This is a genomic window from Neomoorella carbonis (genome assembly GCF_045278715.1).
GTDB lineage: Bacteria > Bacillota > DSM-521 > Neomoorellales > Neomoorellaceae > Neomoorella > Neomoorella carbonis.
Genome location: NZ_CP136420.1, coordinates 605,199 through 621,819 on the forward strand (window position 1 = coordinate 605,199; position 16,621 = coordinate 621,819).

The 16,621-nt window shown below is 56.2% G+C and carries 16 protein-coding genes; all 16 read left to right on the top strand.

All coding sequences use genetic code 11. The features are described 5' to 3' along the window. The first annotated feature begins 5 nt into the window (after positions 1–5). The 16 genes from rpmA (at position 6) to MCACP_RS03080 (ending at position 16,554) form a co-directional block, all read left to right on the top strand. On the top strand, positions 6–275 hold the full coding sequence (rpmA, locus tag MCACP_RS03005; protein ID WP_172613671.1) for a 50S ribosomal protein L27: 270 nt from the start codon (positions 6–8) through the stop codon (positions 273–275). Between the two features lie 99 nt (positions 276–374). Next, positions 375–911, top strand: a complete 537-nt coding sequence (locus MCACP_RS03010; RefSeq protein ID WP_406678665.1) for a Spo0B domain-containing protein — start codon at positions 375–377, stop codon at positions 909–911. A gap of 28 nt (positions 912–939) precedes the next feature. Continuing rightward, the gene (gene obgE, locus MCACP_RS03015; RefSeq protein ID WP_406677913.1) at positions 940–2,211 is read left to right on the top strand and encodes a GTPase ObgE; all 1,272 of its coding nucleotides are present in this window, start codon (positions 940–942) and stop codon (positions 2,209–2,211) included. Between the two features lie 193 nt (positions 2,212–2,404). Further along, entirely contained in the window at positions 2,405–3,541 is a 1,137-nt protein-coding gene (gene proB, locus MCACP_RS03020; protein WP_406677914.1) for a glutamate 5-kinase, read from the top strand. Between the two features lie 29 nt (positions 3,542–3,570). Beyond that, positions 3,571–4,827 carry a glutamate-5-semialdehyde dehydrogenase gene (locus MCACP_RS03025; RefSeq protein ID WP_406677915.1) on the top strand — a complete coding sequence of 419 codons (1,257 nt, stop codon included), beginning with the start codon at positions 3,571–3,573 and terminating at the stop codon, positions 4,825–4,827. A 37-nt stretch (positions 4,828–4,864) separates the two neighbouring features. Then, on the top strand, positions 4,865–5,518 hold the full coding sequence (gene nadD / locus MCACP_RS03030) for a nicotinate-nucleotide adenylyltransferase (protein WP_406677916.1): 654 nt from the start codon (positions 4,865–4,867) through the stop codon (positions 5,516–5,518). Between the two features lie 45 nt (positions 5,519–5,563). Further along, a complete protein-coding gene (locus MCACP_RS03035) occupies positions 5,564–5,809 on the top strand; it encodes an RNA recognition motif domain-containing protein (protein ID WP_054936377.1) in 246 nt (81 codons plus the stop codon). 72 nt (positions 5,810–5,881) lie between these two features. Then, positions 5,882–6,448, top strand: a complete 567-nt coding sequence (yqeK, locus tag MCACP_RS03040) for a bis(5'-nucleosyl)-tetraphosphatase (symmetrical) YqeK (RefSeq protein ID WP_406677917.1) — start codon at positions 5,882–5,884, stop codon at positions 6,446–6,448. A gap of 3 nt (positions 6,449–6,451) precedes the next feature. After that, a complete protein-coding gene (gene rsfS, locus MCACP_RS03045; protein WP_406677918.1) occupies positions 6,452–6,799 on the top strand; it encodes a ribosome silencing factor in 348 nt (115 codons plus the stop codon). 24 nt (positions 6,800–6,823) lie between these two features. Next, on the top strand, positions 6,824–9,313 hold the full coding sequence (gene leuS, locus MCACP_RS03050; RefSeq protein ID WP_406678666.1) for a leucine--tRNA ligase: 2,490 nt from the start codon (positions 6,824–6,826) through the stop codon (positions 9,311–9,313). A 208-nt stretch (positions 9,314–9,521) separates the two neighbouring features. Continuing rightward, a complete protein-coding gene (locus MCACP_RS03055) occupies positions 9,522–10,970 on the top strand; it encodes a sodium:proton antiporter (protein ID WP_406677919.1) in 1,449 nt (482 codons plus the stop codon). A 213-nt stretch (positions 10,971–11,183) separates the two neighbouring features. Next, a complete protein-coding gene (locus MCACP_RS03060) occupies positions 11,184–11,825 on the top strand; it encodes a helix-hairpin-helix domain-containing protein (RefSeq protein ID WP_406677920.1) in 642 nt (213 codons plus the stop codon). A gap of 104 nt (positions 11,826–11,929) precedes the next feature. Further along, on the top strand, positions 11,930–12,715 hold the full coding sequence (gene uppP / locus MCACP_RS03065; RefSeq protein ID WP_406677921.1) for an undecaprenyl-diphosphatase UppP: 786 nt from the start codon (positions 11,930–11,932) through the stop codon (positions 12,713–12,715). 398 nt (positions 12,716–13,113) lie between these two features. Further along, positions 13,114–14,400 (top strand): ammonium transporter, encoded by a 1,287-nt coding sequence (locus tag MCACP_RS03070; RefSeq protein ID WP_406678667.1) that lies wholly within the window; start codon positions 13,114–13,116, stop codon positions 14,398–14,400. A 36-nt stretch (positions 14,401–14,436) separates the two neighbouring features. After that, positions 14,437–14,775 carry a P-II family nitrogen regulator gene (locus tag MCACP_RS03075; protein ID WP_406677922.1) on the top strand — a complete coding sequence of 113 codons (339 nt, stop codon included), beginning with the start codon at positions 14,437–14,439 and terminating at the stop codon, positions 14,773–14,775. A gap of 180 nt (positions 14,776–14,955) precedes the next feature. Next, a complete protein-coding gene (locus MCACP_RS03080; protein ID WP_406677923.1) occupies positions 14,956–16,554 on the top strand; it encodes an NAD(P)/FAD-dependent oxidoreductase in 1,599 nt (532 codons plus the stop codon). The last annotated feature ends 67 nt before the right edge of the window (positions 16,555–16,621 follow it).

Sequence of the window (16,621 nt, forward strand, 5' to 3'; positions counted from 1 at the left end):
TGATGATGGATTTACAGCTTTTTGCCCATAAAAAAGGTGTAGGTAGTTCCCGGAACGGCCGCGATAGTGAGGCCAAACGCCTGGGGGTAAAAAGACAGGACGGCCAGTTTGTTAAGGCCGGCAACATCCTGGTGCGCCAGCGCGGTACCAAGATCCACCCGGGCCTGAACGTTGGGATTGGCAAAGACGATACCCTTTTTGCCCTGATTGACGGCATAGTCCGTTTTGAGCGTAAAGGCCGCGAGAAGAAACAAGTAAGCGTTTATGCCAGTTAAAAAGAACCCCTGGAAATTTCCAGGGGTTTCTGCTATGACCTTAGCGACTGGGACCACGGCAGGTGAATGGGCAAAATAATAAGGGGCGAGGTGTCTGGCATGACCTGGCAGGCCGCGGATGTAATATCTTTGTTACGCCGGCAGAGACATGATATCTTGAACCACCTCCAGGTAATATCCGGTTATCTCCAGCTGCAAAAAAGTGACCGGGCTCTATCGTATCTGCAAGAGGTTGTCGGCGAGCTGGAGCAGTTGGGGCGGCTGATGCGCCTGAAACAACCCGACCTGGCTCTGCTAAGCCTTCTTAAAATGGAACAGGTAGCTGCCAGGGGTATAACCCTGACATTAGCAGTACATACCATGATGGAAAACCTGACCATGGATAATAAAGCAGCCCTCGCCCTCTGGGAGGCCGCCTGGGACCTGGCCGTGGCCCTGGCCGGCGAAGGGAATACCCTTCAGGTTAGCCTGACCGAGGGGGAGGAAGGCTATTACCTGTCCTTTAAAGCCGGGGTACCGGCAAACGTACCTGCCGGTGCAGTAAACTACCTGGCCGATCTGGCCGGGCGCCACCAGGTTCCCTTTACCTGGCAACCGGGAACCGGAGAAATGGGACTGCTCTTGAGGAAACCATAACCCTATTTTCGGAGGAATGTTATTTCCCTTGTTTTACGACGAAGCCAAAATTTACGTGCGCGGCGGCGACGGCGGCAATGGTGTCGTCGCCTTCCGGCGGGAGAAATATGTCCCCCGCGGCGGTCCCAGCGGCGGTGACGGCGGTCGCGGCGGCAGCGTAATCCTGGAAGCCGATGCGTCTTTAAGAACCCTGGTCGATTTCCGCTATCGCTCCCACTACCGGGCCGAGCGGGGCCAGCACGGCCAGGGGAAAAATAAACACGGCCGCAGTGCCCCGGATCTAGTCCTCCGGGTGCCGGTAGGGGTGGTAGTCCGGGATGCCGCTACCGGACAGGTCCTGGCCGATCTGGTAGAGCACGGCCAGCGCGTCGTGGTGGCGGCCGGCGGCCGGGGCGGCCGGGGGAACGCCCGTTTTGTTTCACCGACGGACCGGGCACCTACCTATGCCGAGAAGGGCGAACCCGGGGAGGAACGCTGGCTGCTCCTGGAATTAAAGCTGCTGGCCGATGTCGGCCTCATCGGCATGCCCAATGCCGGCAAGTCAACCCTGCTTTCCCGTATATCCGCCGCCCGGCCCAAGATTGCCGACTACCCCTTTACCACTCTGACTCCCGTTCTCGGCGTGGTTCGGGTAGATGAAGAGAACTCCTTTGTGGTGGCCGACATACCCGGTCTGATTGAAGGTGCCCACCAGGGCGCCGGCCTGGGGCTAAAGTTTTTACGCCACATCGAGCGCACCAGGGTCCTGGTCCACGTCCTCGACGTATCTTTACCGGCCGAAGAAGTCCTTAATAACTGGCGGACTGTCAATAAAGAGCTGGAACACTATAACCCCGAACTGGCCCGGCGGCCCCAGATAATAGCCGCCAACAAAATGGACATCCCCGGCGGGGAAGCAAAAGTGGCTTACCTTAAAGAACGCTTAGGGGATGCTTATCCCGTTTTTCCCATTGCCGCCGCCACCGGCGCCGGCCTTGAGCCCCTGCTTTATCACCTGGCAGGCATGCTTAAAAGACTGCCGCCGCCGGCACCTTTACTGGAACCCGAAGAAGAAAAGGTAACGACCTTTACCCCGGAAGAGATAACAATCACCAGGGAAGGGAGCGTCTTCCTGGTTAAAAATAGAGAAATCGAGCGCCGGGTGGCCATGACCTACCTGGATAACGACGAAGCCGTGCGCCGCCTGCAGGTCTACCTGCAGCAGAAGGGCCTCGATGCCGCCCTGCGCGAGGCCGGCGTCTTCCCCGGCGCTACGGTAAGAATAGGTAAATATGAATTTGAGTACAGGGAAGAGGAATAAAGGTACTGGATCCCAAATGGTATGAAAAAGATGGTATCTGGCGGAAGCGAGGGGGATAATGCCAGGCAAGGGGGTGGTGGGTACAGGCGCCGGAGCCTGAAGCCTGTACCCACCACACCCCAAGAAGCTGGAGTACAGATCAACCAGCAATCGCCGTTTTTGATAGAACCTTATTTTAGTAGGAGTGACGGGTTTGACGGAGAGGGAGTGCCGCGAGGCCCTGCAACAGGTCCGCAGGCTGGTAGTCAAAGTAGGCACCAGCACCCTGACCCATAAAACAGGCAAGTTAAACCTGGAACGCATGGAGCGCCTGGTTCGGGAACTGGTGGATCAGGTCAACACCGGCCGCCAGGTTGTGCTGGTTACTTCCGGGGCCGTGGGGGCGGGCATGGGTCGCCTGGGATTGAAGGAAAAACCCAGGACACTGCCGGAAAAACAGGCCGCTGCCGCCGTGGGCCAGGGCTTGCTCATGCACATGTATGAAAAATTGTTTAGCGATTACGGGCTGCTTGTAGCCCAGGTCCTCTTGACCCGGGACGATCTGGCTGACCGCCGCCGTTACCTCAATTCCCGCCACACCCTGGCCACCCTGTTGCGCCTGGGCGTGGTACCCATAGTCAATGAAAATGATACCGTGGCCGTAGACGAGATCCGGGTAGGCGATAATGATACCCTGGCCGCCCTGGTGGCCGGCCTGGTCGACGCCGACATTTTAATCCTGCTGACGGATACCGGCGGCCTTTTTTCCTCCAACCCCCTGACTGATAAAGATGCCACTTTACTTCGGTGTGTTACAGAAATTACGCCGGAGATCGAAGCCCTGGCCGGGGGGGCCGGTTCTACCTGGTCCACCGGCGGCATGGCCACCAAGCTCCAGGCCGCGCGGCTGGCCACCAGCTTCGGCATCCCGGTAGTGATCGCCAGCGGCCTGGAGGGTGGAAGAATCAGCGCCGTCCTGCGGGGGGAAGAAGTGGGTACCATCTTTATCCCCCGGGAGCACCGCACCCATACCCGCAAGCGCTGGCTGGCCTACGGGCCGGCCGCCCAGGGCCAGGTCCAGGTGGATGCCGGGGCCGTCAGGGCCATCTGCGGGGGTGGCAAAAGCCTCTTACCGGGGGGTGTGGTGGCCGTTTACGGCGACTTTGACCAGGGAGCCATTATCAGCATAATCGATCCGGACGGCAAGGAAATTGCCCGCGGTATGTCCAACTATCCGGCCGAGGCCATTCGCCGCATCCAGGGCAGGAAAACGAAAGAGATTGTCGAAATCTTAGGCTATAAAGACTACGATGAAATCGTGCACCGGGATAACATGATAGTGCTGGTCTGAAAGGAGAAAAACATAAAGGAGTGGCTGCCATGAATATAGCTGCGGAAGTGCAGGCCAAGGGCAAGCTGGCCAGGGAAGCGGCGCGCGTACTGGCTAACTTGAACACCAGTATAAAAAATGAAGCCCTGCTGGCCATGGCCCGGGCCCTGGAGGAGGAAAAGGATTTTATCCTGGAGGCCAATGCCCGGGATATGGCTGCCGGCAAAGAGAAGGGGCTTTCCCGGGCCCTGCTGGACCGTCTCCTCTTGAACGAAAAGCGCATCAAAGACATGGCCGTGAGTTTGCGGGAACTGGTAGCTTTGCCCGACCCGGTGGGCGAAATTACTTCCATGTGGACGCGGCCCAACGGCCTGCAGATCGGCCGCGTGCGGGTACCCCTGGGGGTTATCGGCATTATCTATGAAGCCCGGCCCAATGTGACGGTAGATGCGGCCGGCCTGTGCTTGAAAACCGGTAATGCCGTTATCCTGCGCGGCGGCTCCGAGGCCTTTAATTCCAACCGGGCCCTGACCCGGGTCATCAGCCGGGCGGCAACGGCCGCCGGCATACCGGAGGGGGCCATCCAGTTAATTGAGACTACCGACCGCGAAGCTGTTAACCTTTTGCTCCGCGCCAATGAATACCTGGATGTCTTGATACCGCGGGGAGGCGCCGGCCTCATCCGGACGGTGGTGGAGAATGCGACGGTGCCGGTGATTGAGACGGGCGTGGGCAACTGCCATGTCTATGTCGATGCCGCAGCCGACCTGGAGATGGCCAAAAATATCGTTATCAATGCCAAGACCCAGCGCCCCGGTGTCTGCAACGCCATGGAGACCCTGCTGGTCCATGAAAAGGTGGCGGCAGAATTCCTGCCTTCCCTGGCAGAGGCCCTGAAGGAAAAAGGGGTTATTTTACGGGGATGTGAACGCACCCGCGAGCTTATACCCTGGGCCGAAGCAGCTACCGAAGAAGACTGGGCTACCGAATACCTGGATTTGATCCTGGCCGTCCGGGTGGTCGACAGCCTGGAAGCGGCCCTGGAGCATATCCATACCTACGGCACCAAACATTCGGAGGCCATTGTCACCAGCAATTACCAGACAGCACGGGAATTCCTGGCCCGGGTTGACGCCGCCGCCGTATACGTCAATGCTTCCACCCGCTTTACCGATGGTTATGAATTCGGGTTTGGGGCCGAAATCGGCATCAGCACCCAGAAGCTCCATGCCCGCGGTCCCATGGGTCCGGAGCAGCTGACTACTTTTAAGTATATTATCTTTGGTAGTGGACAGATTCGTCAGTAATTGTTAAAATAACAGCATAGGGAACCGGGAGGGAGTTATGAAGACATTTAACAACTACCGGCGGGTAGGAATTATGGGAGGCACCTTTGACCCCATTCATTTCGGTCACCTGGTAACGGCCGAAGCCGCCCGCTGGGAATTTGCCCTGGAAAAAGTGGTGTTTGTCCCTTCCGGGCGACCTCCCCATAAGAAGGACTACCCGGTCACCGATCCGGAGCACCGCTACCGGATGACGGTCCTGGCTACAGCCAGCAATCCTTACTTTGAAGTATCCAGGAGCGAGATTGACCGGCAGGGCTATTCTTATACCATCGATACAGTTCTTGAATTTCGCCGCTTTTACGGCCCTGAAGTCCAGCTTTTCTTTATTACCGGTGCCGATGCCATCCTGGAGATCTTGACGTGGAAGGATGTCGACAGGCTCCTCCAAGAGTGCCATTTTATTGCCGCCACGCGTCCTGGTTTTCAGTTGAGCCGGCCAGGGGAGTCCAGACCCATGTTACCGGTTGAGGGTAGGCACCGTATTCATCTCATCGAAGTCCCGGCTCTGGCCATATCTTCTACTGATATCCGCTGGCGGGTACAAAATAAAAAACCGATTAAATACCTGCTCCCAGAGGCAGTAGAAGAATATATCCACTGCCAGGGGTTGTACCGGCCCCGGAACTGTGGCGTATATGCAGAGAGCTAGGACTATATACTACTACTAACATCGAAGAAGAGGTGAAGTGCATTGGTGCGTACCCTGTACGTGGGCAACCTTCCCTGGGCTACCACTGAGGAAGAACTGGCGAGGGCGTTTGCGGCCCACGGCGAAGTGTTGAGCGCGCGCATTATTACCGACCGCCAGACGGGCCGGTCCCGGGGCTTCGGTTTCGTGGAAGTCAACGATGCCGATGCCGACCGCATGATCGCCGCCATGAATGGTGCCGAACTTGGTAACCGCGTCTTAACCGTCAACGAAGCCCGGGCCCGTTCGTAAGACCCGGATTGAGTTTAACCTCCTATTAAAAATAGGGGGTTTTTGTTAGCTGCCAGGCGGAGGTTAAATAAAGTGAAAAAGTACATGCAGCTTCTAGCAGCCCGGCTGCCCGCAGGGCGTTATCGCCACAGCCTGGGTGTTGCTGATACCGCAGCCGGACTGGCAGTAAAAAATGGTATTGACCCGGAACAGGCCCGCCTGGCGGGCCTGTTACATGATTATGCCCGGGATTTGCCGCCGGAGCAGCTCCTGGACCTGGCCGGGGCTGCGGGGCTCATAACCTGTGAGCTGGAAAGGCGGTTGCCGGTTTTACTCCACGGTCCCGTGGGAGCCCTGCTCCTGGAGCGAGAGCTGGGGATAACCGATAAAGCCATTCTCCAGGCCGTGGCCCGGCACACGGTAGGGGCACCGGCCATGACGCCGCTGGATAAAATTATATACCTGGCGGATGTCATTGAACCCGGGCGCCAGTTTGCCGGTGTCAATGCCCTTCGCAAAATAGCGGCAACAGACCTGGAGGCAGCTTTGTTGAAAGCCTTTGAATCCAGTATTATTTACATCCTGGATAAAGAACAGCCCCTCCACCCGGCCACGGTGGAGGCGCGCAACTACATTTTACTGGCCAGGGGAGGTTATTAATTAATGGATGCAGCCCGGGTAGCTGAGCTGGCGGCCAGGGCAATAGTTGAAAAAAAGGGACTGGAACCGGTAATCCTGGATCTTAGAGGTATTACCCTCATTGCCGATTACTTTGTTATTACCAGCGGTACATCGGCAACTCAGGTCCAGGCCATTGCCGGCAGGGTGGAGGAACTCCTGGGGGAAAACGGGGTAAAGCTCCTGCACCGGGAAGGCTGGGATGCCGCCCGCTGGATCTTGCTCGATTATGGTGCGGTGGTGGTACATATCTTCCGGGAAGAAGAGCGTCGTTTCTACGACCTGGAACGCCTGTGGCGGGATGCCAGGGTGATTAAGATAGATGCCATGTAGTATCGAGCCTGGGAGTGACCAATGATGGAAGCAAAATATAATTTCAAGGAAATTGAACCTAAATGGCAGCGCCGCTGGGAAGCAAGCGACCTTTACCGGGTAACGGAAGACAGCAGCAAACCAAAGTATTACTGCCTGGAGATGTTCCCTTACCCGTCCGGGAATTTACACATGGGCCATGTGCGTAATTATTCCATCGGTGATGTGGTCGCCCGTTTTAAACGCATGCAGGGCTACAACGTCCTCCATCCCATGGGCTGGGACGCCTTTGGCCTGCCGGCGGAAAATGCGGCCATCAACCGGGGCATCCCGCCGGCGGAGTGGACCTGGAGCAATATTGCCAACATGCGCCGCCAACTCCATGCCATGGGCATCAGCTACGACTGGGACCGGGAGGTGGCTACCTGCCATCCCAGTTACTACCGCTGGACCCAGTGGCTCTTTCTGCAGATGTACAAGCACGGCCTGGCCTACCGTAAAAAAGCCGCCGTCAACTGGTGCCCTTCCTGCGCCACCGTCCTGGCCAATGAGCAGGTAGTTGACGGCGCCTGCGAGCGCTGTCATACCCCCGTCATGCGCAAAGACCTGGAACAGTGGTTTTTCCGCATCACCGCTTATGCCGAGCGGCTCTTGAACGACCTGCAGAAGCTGCCCGGCTGGCCGGAAAAAGTTAAAATCATGCAGGAAAACTGGATCGGCAAGAGCACCGGCGCCGAGGTTATTTTCCGGGTGGAAGGCAGCGGCGAGGAAATACCGGTATTTACTACCCGCCCGGATACCCTTTACGGGGTTACTTATATAGTCCTGGCTCCCGAACATCCCCTGGTGATGCAACTGGCGGCGGGGAAACCCCAGGAAAAGGAAGTAGAGCAGTTTGTCCAGGCGGCCCGCTATTTGAGCGATCTGGACCGGACGGCTACCGAGAAGGAAAAGGAAGGCGTTTTTACCGGTGCCTATGCCGTAAATCCGGTCAACAACGAGCGGGTGCCCATCTGGATTGCCAACTACGTCCTCATGGAATACGGTACCGGGGCGGTTATGGGGGTACCGGCCCATGACCAGCGCGACTTCGAATTTGCCCGCAAGTACAACCTGCCGGTCAAGGTAGTTATCCAGCCCCAGGGCCAGGAACTTGACGGCGCCACCATGACCGCCGCTTACGTCGAGGACGGCATCATGGTCAACTCCGGTCCCTTCAGCGGGTTGCCCAACCGGGAGGGCATTCATAAGGTTACTGAATACCTGGAAAGTATAGGTAAAGGCAAGGCGCGGGTGAACTACCGCCTGCGGGACTGGCTGATTTCCCGCCAGCGTTACTGGGGCGCGCCCATACCCATGATTTACTGCGACCACTGCGGCCTGGTACCCGTGCCCGAAGAAGATCTGCCGGTTATCCTGCCCGAGGGAGTAGAGTTTAAACCAACGGGGGAATCACCCTTAAAGAACTGCCCCGAGTTTGTCAACACCACCTGTCCCCAGTGCGGCGGCCCGGCGCGGCGGGAGACAGATACCATGGACACCTTTGTCTGCTCCTCCTGGTATTTCCTGCGGTACACCAGCCCCCACAGCAAGGAGCGGGCCTTTGAACGGGATAAGGTTGACTACTGGATGAACGTGGACCAGTATATCGGCGGGGTAGAGCACGCTATCCTCCACCTCATGTATGCCCGCTTCTTTACTAAGGCCCTGTACGACTTTGGCCTGATAGGGGTCGAGGAGCCCTTCCAGAACCTGCTGACCCAGGGAATGGTCTTAAAGGACGGCAGCAAGATGTCCAAATCCAAAGGGAATGTTGTCAGCCCGGAAGAGATAATTGAGCGCTACGGCGCCGATACCGCCCGCCTCTTCATCCTCTTTGCCGCCCCTCCGGAGCGGGACCTGGAGTGGAGCGATCAGGGTGTGGAGGGCTGCTACCGCTTCTTAAACCGGGTCTGGCGCCTGGTGGCTGCCTATGCCGGTGCCGTGCGTGGAGCCGGCGGCACCCCCGCGGTGAACACTCCCGCCGACAGCGAGCTCTGGCGGCTCCTCCACGCCACCATCAAGAAAGTTACCGAGGATATCGAGCAGCGCTTTAACTTTAATACGGCCATCAGTGCCATTATGGAGCTGGTGAACGGCTGTTACCGTTACCAGGACACCGTTGCTGTAAATGAACAAAACCTGCCGCTGATGGGCGAGGTTTTGCGTAAGCTGGTAACCTTGCTGGCCCCCTTTGCTCCCCACATTGCCGAGGAGCTATGGCAGGGCCTGGGGGGACGGGAGAGCGTGCACCTGGAATCCTGGCCTGCCTATGATCCTGAAGCCCTGGTAACAGAAGAGGTAACCCTGGTGGTGCAGATCAACGGTAAAGTTAGGGACCGGATGCAGGTTCCGGCGGGGCTGCCTGAAGAAGAGGTCAAGAAGCTTGTTTTAAAAAGGGAAAAAGTGGCCAGCCTCCTTGCCGGCCAGCAAGTGGTTAAAGTCATCGTGGTGCCGGATAAGCTGGTCAATGTCGTTGCCCGTCGGGCGAGTTAAAAGCGATCCGGCCTTCAAGGTTGGTAGGCTCCGGGAGGGCGGTCACAGGTCTACCTGCAACCCTCCCGGCTTCCAGCAGGGGGCGTGATTATCAAAATAAAGATGGTATCAATGGGTCCTCCGGTTATTGTCAAAAAGGGTGGAAAAATGGCTCTTGTTAGGTTAAACTGTTGCTCGTATGGAGTGAACTCGAGAAAGGATGGATGGAATGTCCCTTAAACGACTTCTGCTGATAGTGCTGATGGTATTGGGCTCTTTTCTCGCCTGGAGCGGTGTGGCCTGGGCATCTGGCGGAAATGAACTGGGCCAGCTTTTACCCTGGTGGAGCGTACTGCCGTTTGTAGGCATGTTGCTGTCCATTGCCATCTTCCCGCTGGTTAACGGCCACTGGTGGGAGCACAACATGGGCAAGGTCAGCGCGTTTTGGGCCCTGGTTTTCTTTATTCCCTTTTTAATTGCTTTCGGCAGCGGAACCGCATTTTTTCAGGCCCTGGAAGTATACCTGCTTGATTACCTGCCCTTTATCATCCTCCTCTTCGGCCTGTTTGTAGTGTCGGGAGGAATTATCCTCCGCGGGACCCTGCAGGGAACTCCGGCCGTGAACTTATTGCTCCTGCTGGTAGGCACCGGCCTGGCCAGCTGGGTGGGAACGACGGGAGCCAGCATGCTCATGATCCGGCCGGTGATCCGGGCCAACGAGTGGCGGCGTTATAAGGCCCATATAATTATCTTCTTTATCTTCCTTGTATCCAATATCGGCGGCTCCCTGACACCCGTGGGCGACCCGCCCCTGTTCCTCGGATATTTAAGGGGCGTTCCCTTCTTCTGGACGATGCGATTAATTGCCCCTATGGGATTTAATGTAATTATTCTCCTGGCCTTATATTATTTCCTGGATAGTTACTTTTACCGTAAAGAAGTTGTTACTAAGCTGAAGACCAGCCGGGAGCCCCTGGTGATAGATGGCCTGCATAATCTTATTTTCCTGGGCATCATTGTCGGGGCGGTTATTTTAAGCGGCATCCTGGCCAAGAATCCCGCCTTCGCCGATCTGAAAACAGGTGCCCTTTACGGCATCACCCTGTTCCGGCACGGGGAGGAAGCAGTGGTACTGCCCTACACTAATATAATCCGCGACCTGGCCATTCTCCTGGCAGCCTTCCTATCTCTAAAAACTACTCCCCAGGTTATCCGGAAAGATAACCGTTTCACCTGGGGTCCCATCAAGGAAGTGGCCACCCTGTTTGCCGGTATTTTTATGACCATGATCCCGGCCCTGGCCATCCTCCACGCCCGCGGCGCTGAACTGGGCTTGACCCAGCCGGCGCAGTTTTTCTGGGCCACGGGGGCCCTTTCCAGCTTCCTGGATAACGCGCCCACGTACCTGGTGTTTTTGACCACCGCCGCCAGCCTGGGAACTGCCAGCGGCGTACCGACCACTTTGGGGATAGTGGCTCCCAAGATGTTGATGGCCGTATCCTGTGGGGCGGTGTTCATGGGGGCCAATACCTATATCGGCAATGCGCCCAACTTTATGGTGCGCTCCATAGCGGAAGAGAATGCCATCCGCATGCCGAGCTTCTTCGGCTATATGGCCTGGTCGATAGGCATTTTAATTCCCCTCTTTATCCTGGACACACTGCTCTTTTTCCGTTAAATCCTTACAGTTTTACTATGCAGGTAATAGCTTGTGACAAAGCCGGTGCCGGAACACCGGCTTTGTCCATTTATTTCTTCTGACGGCTTCGTTCCTGGCGGGGGCTTTTTGCCTCTATTGGTGGTAGAATATGGCGTCAATGGCAGGAATAAGACGATTCGAGTCGTATTGTTAATTATTAAGTAAATTATTTTTTACCGGGGTGATAGGAAAATGTGGGAGTGGGACGGCCGTGTACGCTGGCTGGCTGTAGCCCTGGTGGCGGCCTTCCTGTTTGGCGCCGGTCTCCAGTACGGCCGCTGGCAGGAACGGCAAACGGCAGAAGAGCTGCCCCGGGTTGTGCCGGGAGATAAAGCCGCGGCGGCTGTTACCGGGGACAAACCTGCCGCTAAACCACCGACCATCCAGGTCCATGTGACCGGGGCGGTGCAGAGGCCCGGTGTCTACGAGCTCAAGGCCGGGGCCAGAGTCAACGAAGCCGTGAGCCTGGCAGGGTTATTACCGGAGGCCAATCCCAATGCCCTGAACCTGGCCGCGCCTTTAAATGACGGCCAGCAGGTGATTGTTCCCCGCCAGGGGGAGGCAGGAGCGGCAGGTAGCAATCTTTCCGGCCCGGTAACTTCTGGGGGAGGCACTGCCGGCGGTACTGCTAAGGCAGGCGGTAAGGTAAATATTAACACCGCCACCCTGGCGGAGCTGGACAGTTTACCGGGCATAGGCCCTACCCTGGCCCAGCGCATCATCGACTACCGGAACCAGAAAGGCCCCTTTCGGACCATTGAAGACCTGCAGAATGTCTCCGGTATCGGGCCGAGCAGATTTAACGACCTCAAGGATTTGATAACCGTTTATTGACCATGTGCTGATTCTTGACACGGGCAACAGGACGGCAATACTTGACACGAGGGCAGGGTGAAGATAAACTTGCTATGTAACTAAATTCTAAGGAGAGTATGAGAATGAACTTTATCCAGGCCATTGTCCTGGGCCTGGTCCAAGGCCTGGGCGAGTTTTTGCCTATCTCCAGTTCTGCCCACCTGGTCTTGCTTCCCTGGTTTTTCCGCTGGCCCGACCCGGGCTTAACCTTTGACGTCGCCCTGCACCTGGGGACCCTCATTGCCGTGGTCGCTTATTTCTGGCGGGACTTGATAGAACTGGTTATTTGCGGCTTATTGCAGCCCCGCAGCCTGGATGGGCGCCTCTTCTGGTACCTCATTGTTGCCTCTATCCCGGGGGCCATCTTTGGTTATCTCCTGGAAGATCAGGCCGCGACGGTTTTCCGTTCGCCCCTGCTCATCGCTTTAACCCTTACTTTGATGGGAATTGGCCTGTGGTGGGCCGACCGGGTGGGTCGTAAAACCCGGCAAATGGAAAATATTACCCTGGCTGACAGCATTATTGTTGGTCTTTCCCAGGCCCTGGCCATAATTCCCGGCGTCTCCCGTTCCGGTATTACCATGTCCGCCGGGCTCCTTACCGGGATGCAGCGCGAGACGGCAGCCCGCTTTTCCTTCCTCATGTCGGTGCCGATTATCGCCGGGGCGGCCCTGCTGCAGTTAAAGGATTTAACCCCGGCTGATATCAACACGGCTTTTATTTTGGGGGTCCTGACGGCAGCCGTCGTCGGTTTTTTAGCCATCAAGTTTTTACTTCGCTACCTGCGCCACGGCAGTTACCTCCTGTTTACCTGGTACCGGATTTTACTGGCCCTTCTGGTTGTAGTCGTTTTCTGGTGGCGCCGTTAAAAATAAAGGTTTTGCTGTCCTGAGGCATCAATACCTGATTATTCCATTTAAGATTTTATTTATTATTGACATCGGGATTGCTGGTGATTATAATAAAAACATAATTAAATAACGTAAGCAATGGTGCTTACGGGGCGATGAAGCCGCTATCTTTTTTAAGATAGCGGCTTTATTACTGTCCTAATGTTGGGAGCAAGCAAAGGCGCTGAACAGGGTGGATTGAACCCCCTGGGTTAGCGCCTTTTATTTTTTAACTCTTTAACACCAGGGAGGGGGTAACTAGCTATGGGCAAACAGGTTAGGAAGAGCTGGTAATTTCGTTTAAAAGGTTTGGGGGAGGTAAAACCATGCAAATTTCAGGACGCAGGATCGGTATCATTCTCATCATTGTAAGCGTAATGTTATTTCTCCCTTCTGTCGCCTGGGCCGGGGAGCCGACGGCTGCCAGCAATGCGACTGCCATTGATACCGTGTGGACTTTAATAGCTTCTTTTCTAGTTTTCATAATGCAGGCGGGTTTTGCCATGGTCGAAACCGGCTTCACTCAGGCCAAAAATGCAGCCAATATTGTCATGAAGAACCTCATCGACTTTTGTTCCGGTTCTATTATCTACTGGCTGGTAGGCTTTGCCATCATGTTTGGCGTTGACGCCGGTGGCTTTATTGGGACCACCGGCTGGGGGACCACAGGTAACTTTGAACACCTGGGGCTGAAGATTCCCCTCTATGCTTTCCTGATTTTCCAAACTGTCTTTTGCGCAACGGCTGCCACCATCGTTTCGGGGGCCATGGCTGAAAGGACAAAATTTATCGCTTATCTGATTTACAGCTTTGTGATCAGTGCTGTCATTTATCCTGTAGTCGGCCACTGGGCCTGGGGCGGCGGCTGGCTGGCCCAGCGCGGCTTCATTGATTTTGCCGGTTCTACGGTAGTCCACTCGGTTGGCGGCTGGACGGCCCTGGTAGGTGCGGCCATGGTGGGTCCCAGACGCGGCAAGTTTGGCCCCGACGGCAGTGTGAGGGCTATTCCCGGCCACAGCATTACCCTGGGAGCCCTGGGTGTCTTCTTACTCTGGTTTGGCTGGTTCGGTTTCAACCCGGGCAGTACCCTTTCCGGTACCACGCCGGACATTGCCCGCATCGCCGTCACGACTAACCTGGCCGCGGCGGCAGGGGCTTTTGGCGGCCTCATCCTGCCCTGGCTGCGTTTTGGGAAACCCGATGTCAGTTTGACCCTGAACGGTACCCTGGGTGGACTGGTTGGCATTACGGCCGGGACGGCTGTCGTCAGTCCCCTGGGAGCTGTGATTATCGGTTTCCTTTCAGGTTGCGTAACGGCCCTGGGGGTCGAATTTATGGATAAGGTTTTAAAGGTTGATGACCCCGTTGGCGCCGTTTCCGTCCATGCTTTTAGCGGTGCCTTTGGGACCATTATGGTCGGTCTCTTTGCCGTCGAGGGAGGCCTTTTCTACGGCGGCGGGGTGTCCCAGTTGATCACCCAGTTAATTGGCGTGGCAGCAGTTTTTGCCTGGACTGTAGTTACAGCAGCCATCCTTTTTGCCATCCTTAAAGTTACCGTAGGTTTACGGGTATCTGAGGAAGAGGAAAGCGAAGGGTTGGATATTTACGAGCACGGTATCCAGGCCTACGGCGATTTCGTCCTGCGGGGTACGCAAGTCCGCTGAGGTAGGATATTGTAGTTAAAGGAAAGGCGGGGAAAAATGAAAAAGATCGAGGCCATTATCCGGCCGGCAAGGTTGGAAGCTGTGAAAGAGGCCCTGGGTAAATACGGCATCAATGGGATGACCGTAACCCATGTTACCGGTTGCGGCCTGCAAAAGGGCAAAACTGAAGTTTACCGTGGCAGCCAGTATACTATTGACTTGTTACCTAAAATTAAGTTGGAAATTGTTGTCCTGGATAAAGATGTAGAAGAAGTGATTAACCTCATCTTGAGGGAAGCCCGAACCGGTTCCATCGGCGATGGGAAAATCTTTATTTGTAACATAGAAAATGCCATCCGTATTCGTACCGGTGAAATGGGTGAAGCAGCTATTTAAGGCAAAAGTTTGCCCGTGAGTCGGAGTAGCGTTTTGTTTTTTTGCCAGCGGTCCCAGGTTATCTTCGGCGAAGTACGAGGGTAGCCGGACCGTCTTTTTTTATTCCTGCCCGGATATTTAAGCCCGGGAGGCAGATGGTAAAATAAAATCATAACCGCTTAGATTAAAGAAGGTGAAACAGTGCTTAGAGTTACAGGTATCAAGATACCGGTAACAGATAGAATGCCGGATCTGCAGGCCGCCCTGCTGCGCAAGCTCGGCATACCGGCCCGGGATTTACAGGGTTTTACCATTTACCGCCAGTCCCTGGATGCCCGTTCCCGGGAGATGATCTACTGGGTCTATACCCTGGATGCCAGGGTAAAAAATGAAAGCCGCCTTTTAAAAAAGCATGCCGGCGATAAAACCATCTCCCGGGCCGCCTACCCCGTCTATCAATTCGTCAAACCGGGCCGGGAAAAACTCGCCCACCGTCCCGTAATTATCGGCACCGGCCCGGCCGGCCTTTTTGCCGGGCTGCTTTTAGCCCGCCAGGGATACCGGCCCGTCCTCCTGGAAAGGGGGGCCGATGTGGACAATCGGAGCAGGATGGTGGCCCGCTTCTGGCAGGAAGGCCACCTGGATCCCGGCTGCAACGTCCAGTTCGGCGAGGGCGGGGCCGGGACATTTTCTGACGGCAAGCTGACGACTTTGATAAACGATCATCGCTGCCGTTTCGTCCTGGAAGAATTTGTACGATGCGGGGCGCCGGAGGAGATTCTTTATTATTACCGGCCCCACATCGGCACCGATATCCTGCATTATGTGGTTAAAAATTTGCGTAATGAAATAATTCGCCTCGGAGGCGAGGTTTATTTCAACGCCCTGGTCACCGGTATGGATCTGGACGGCAACCGCCTGCGGGGCCTGATTGTAAATGGTACGGAAAAGCTGCCGGCAACGGTGGCCGTTCTCGCCTGCGGCCACAGCGCCAGGGATACCTTTAACATGCTGGTAGAGCGCGGGGTGCGGGCCGGCCCCAAACCCTTTTCCATCGGGGTACGCATTGAACATCCCCAGGATCTGATTAATTTTGCCCAGTACAAGCAATTTGCCGATCTGGAGGTCCTGGGGCCGGCCGATTATAAACTGGCCTACCACGCTCCCAACGGCCGCTCGGCCTATACCTTCTGCATGTGCCCCGGGGGTACCGTGGTTGCTGCCGCCTCGGAACCTGGCGGTGTGGTGACCAACGGCATGAGCACCTATGCCCGGGATGGCGAGAATGCCAACAGCGCCCTCTTAGTGGGAGTAACGCCGGAGGATTTTGGCAGCGATCACCCTCTGGCCGGGATCGAGTTCCAGCGCCGGTGGGAACGGCTGGCTTTCCAGCTGGGAGGGGAAAATTATCACGCCCCGGTCCAGCTGGTGGGCGACTTCCTGGCCGGGCGGCCTTCGGAACAACTGGGCAGAGTTAGGCCCACCTATCGCCCGGGTATAACCCTCCAGGAAATAAAAAAATGCCTGCCTGATTATGTAGTGACAACCTTAAGGGAAGCCATAACGGTTTTTGACCGCAAAGTTTACGGCTTTGCCCTGCCGGAGGCGGTACTGACCGGGGTGGAAACCCGCAGTTCTTCCCCGGTGCGCATCTGGCGCGATGAACGCTTTGAGGCCAGCATAGGGGGCCTTTACCCGGCGGGCGAAGGGGCGGGGTATGCCGGGGGTATAGTCTCCGCCGCCGTCGACGGCCTTAAGGTGGCTGAAGCCATCGTCAGCCGCTACCGGCCGCTGGCGTAGCTTCCCTCGCCGCCGGGATGCAGGTATAAACAGGTGCAGCCGGGCATATATTATTGCAGTTAAATGC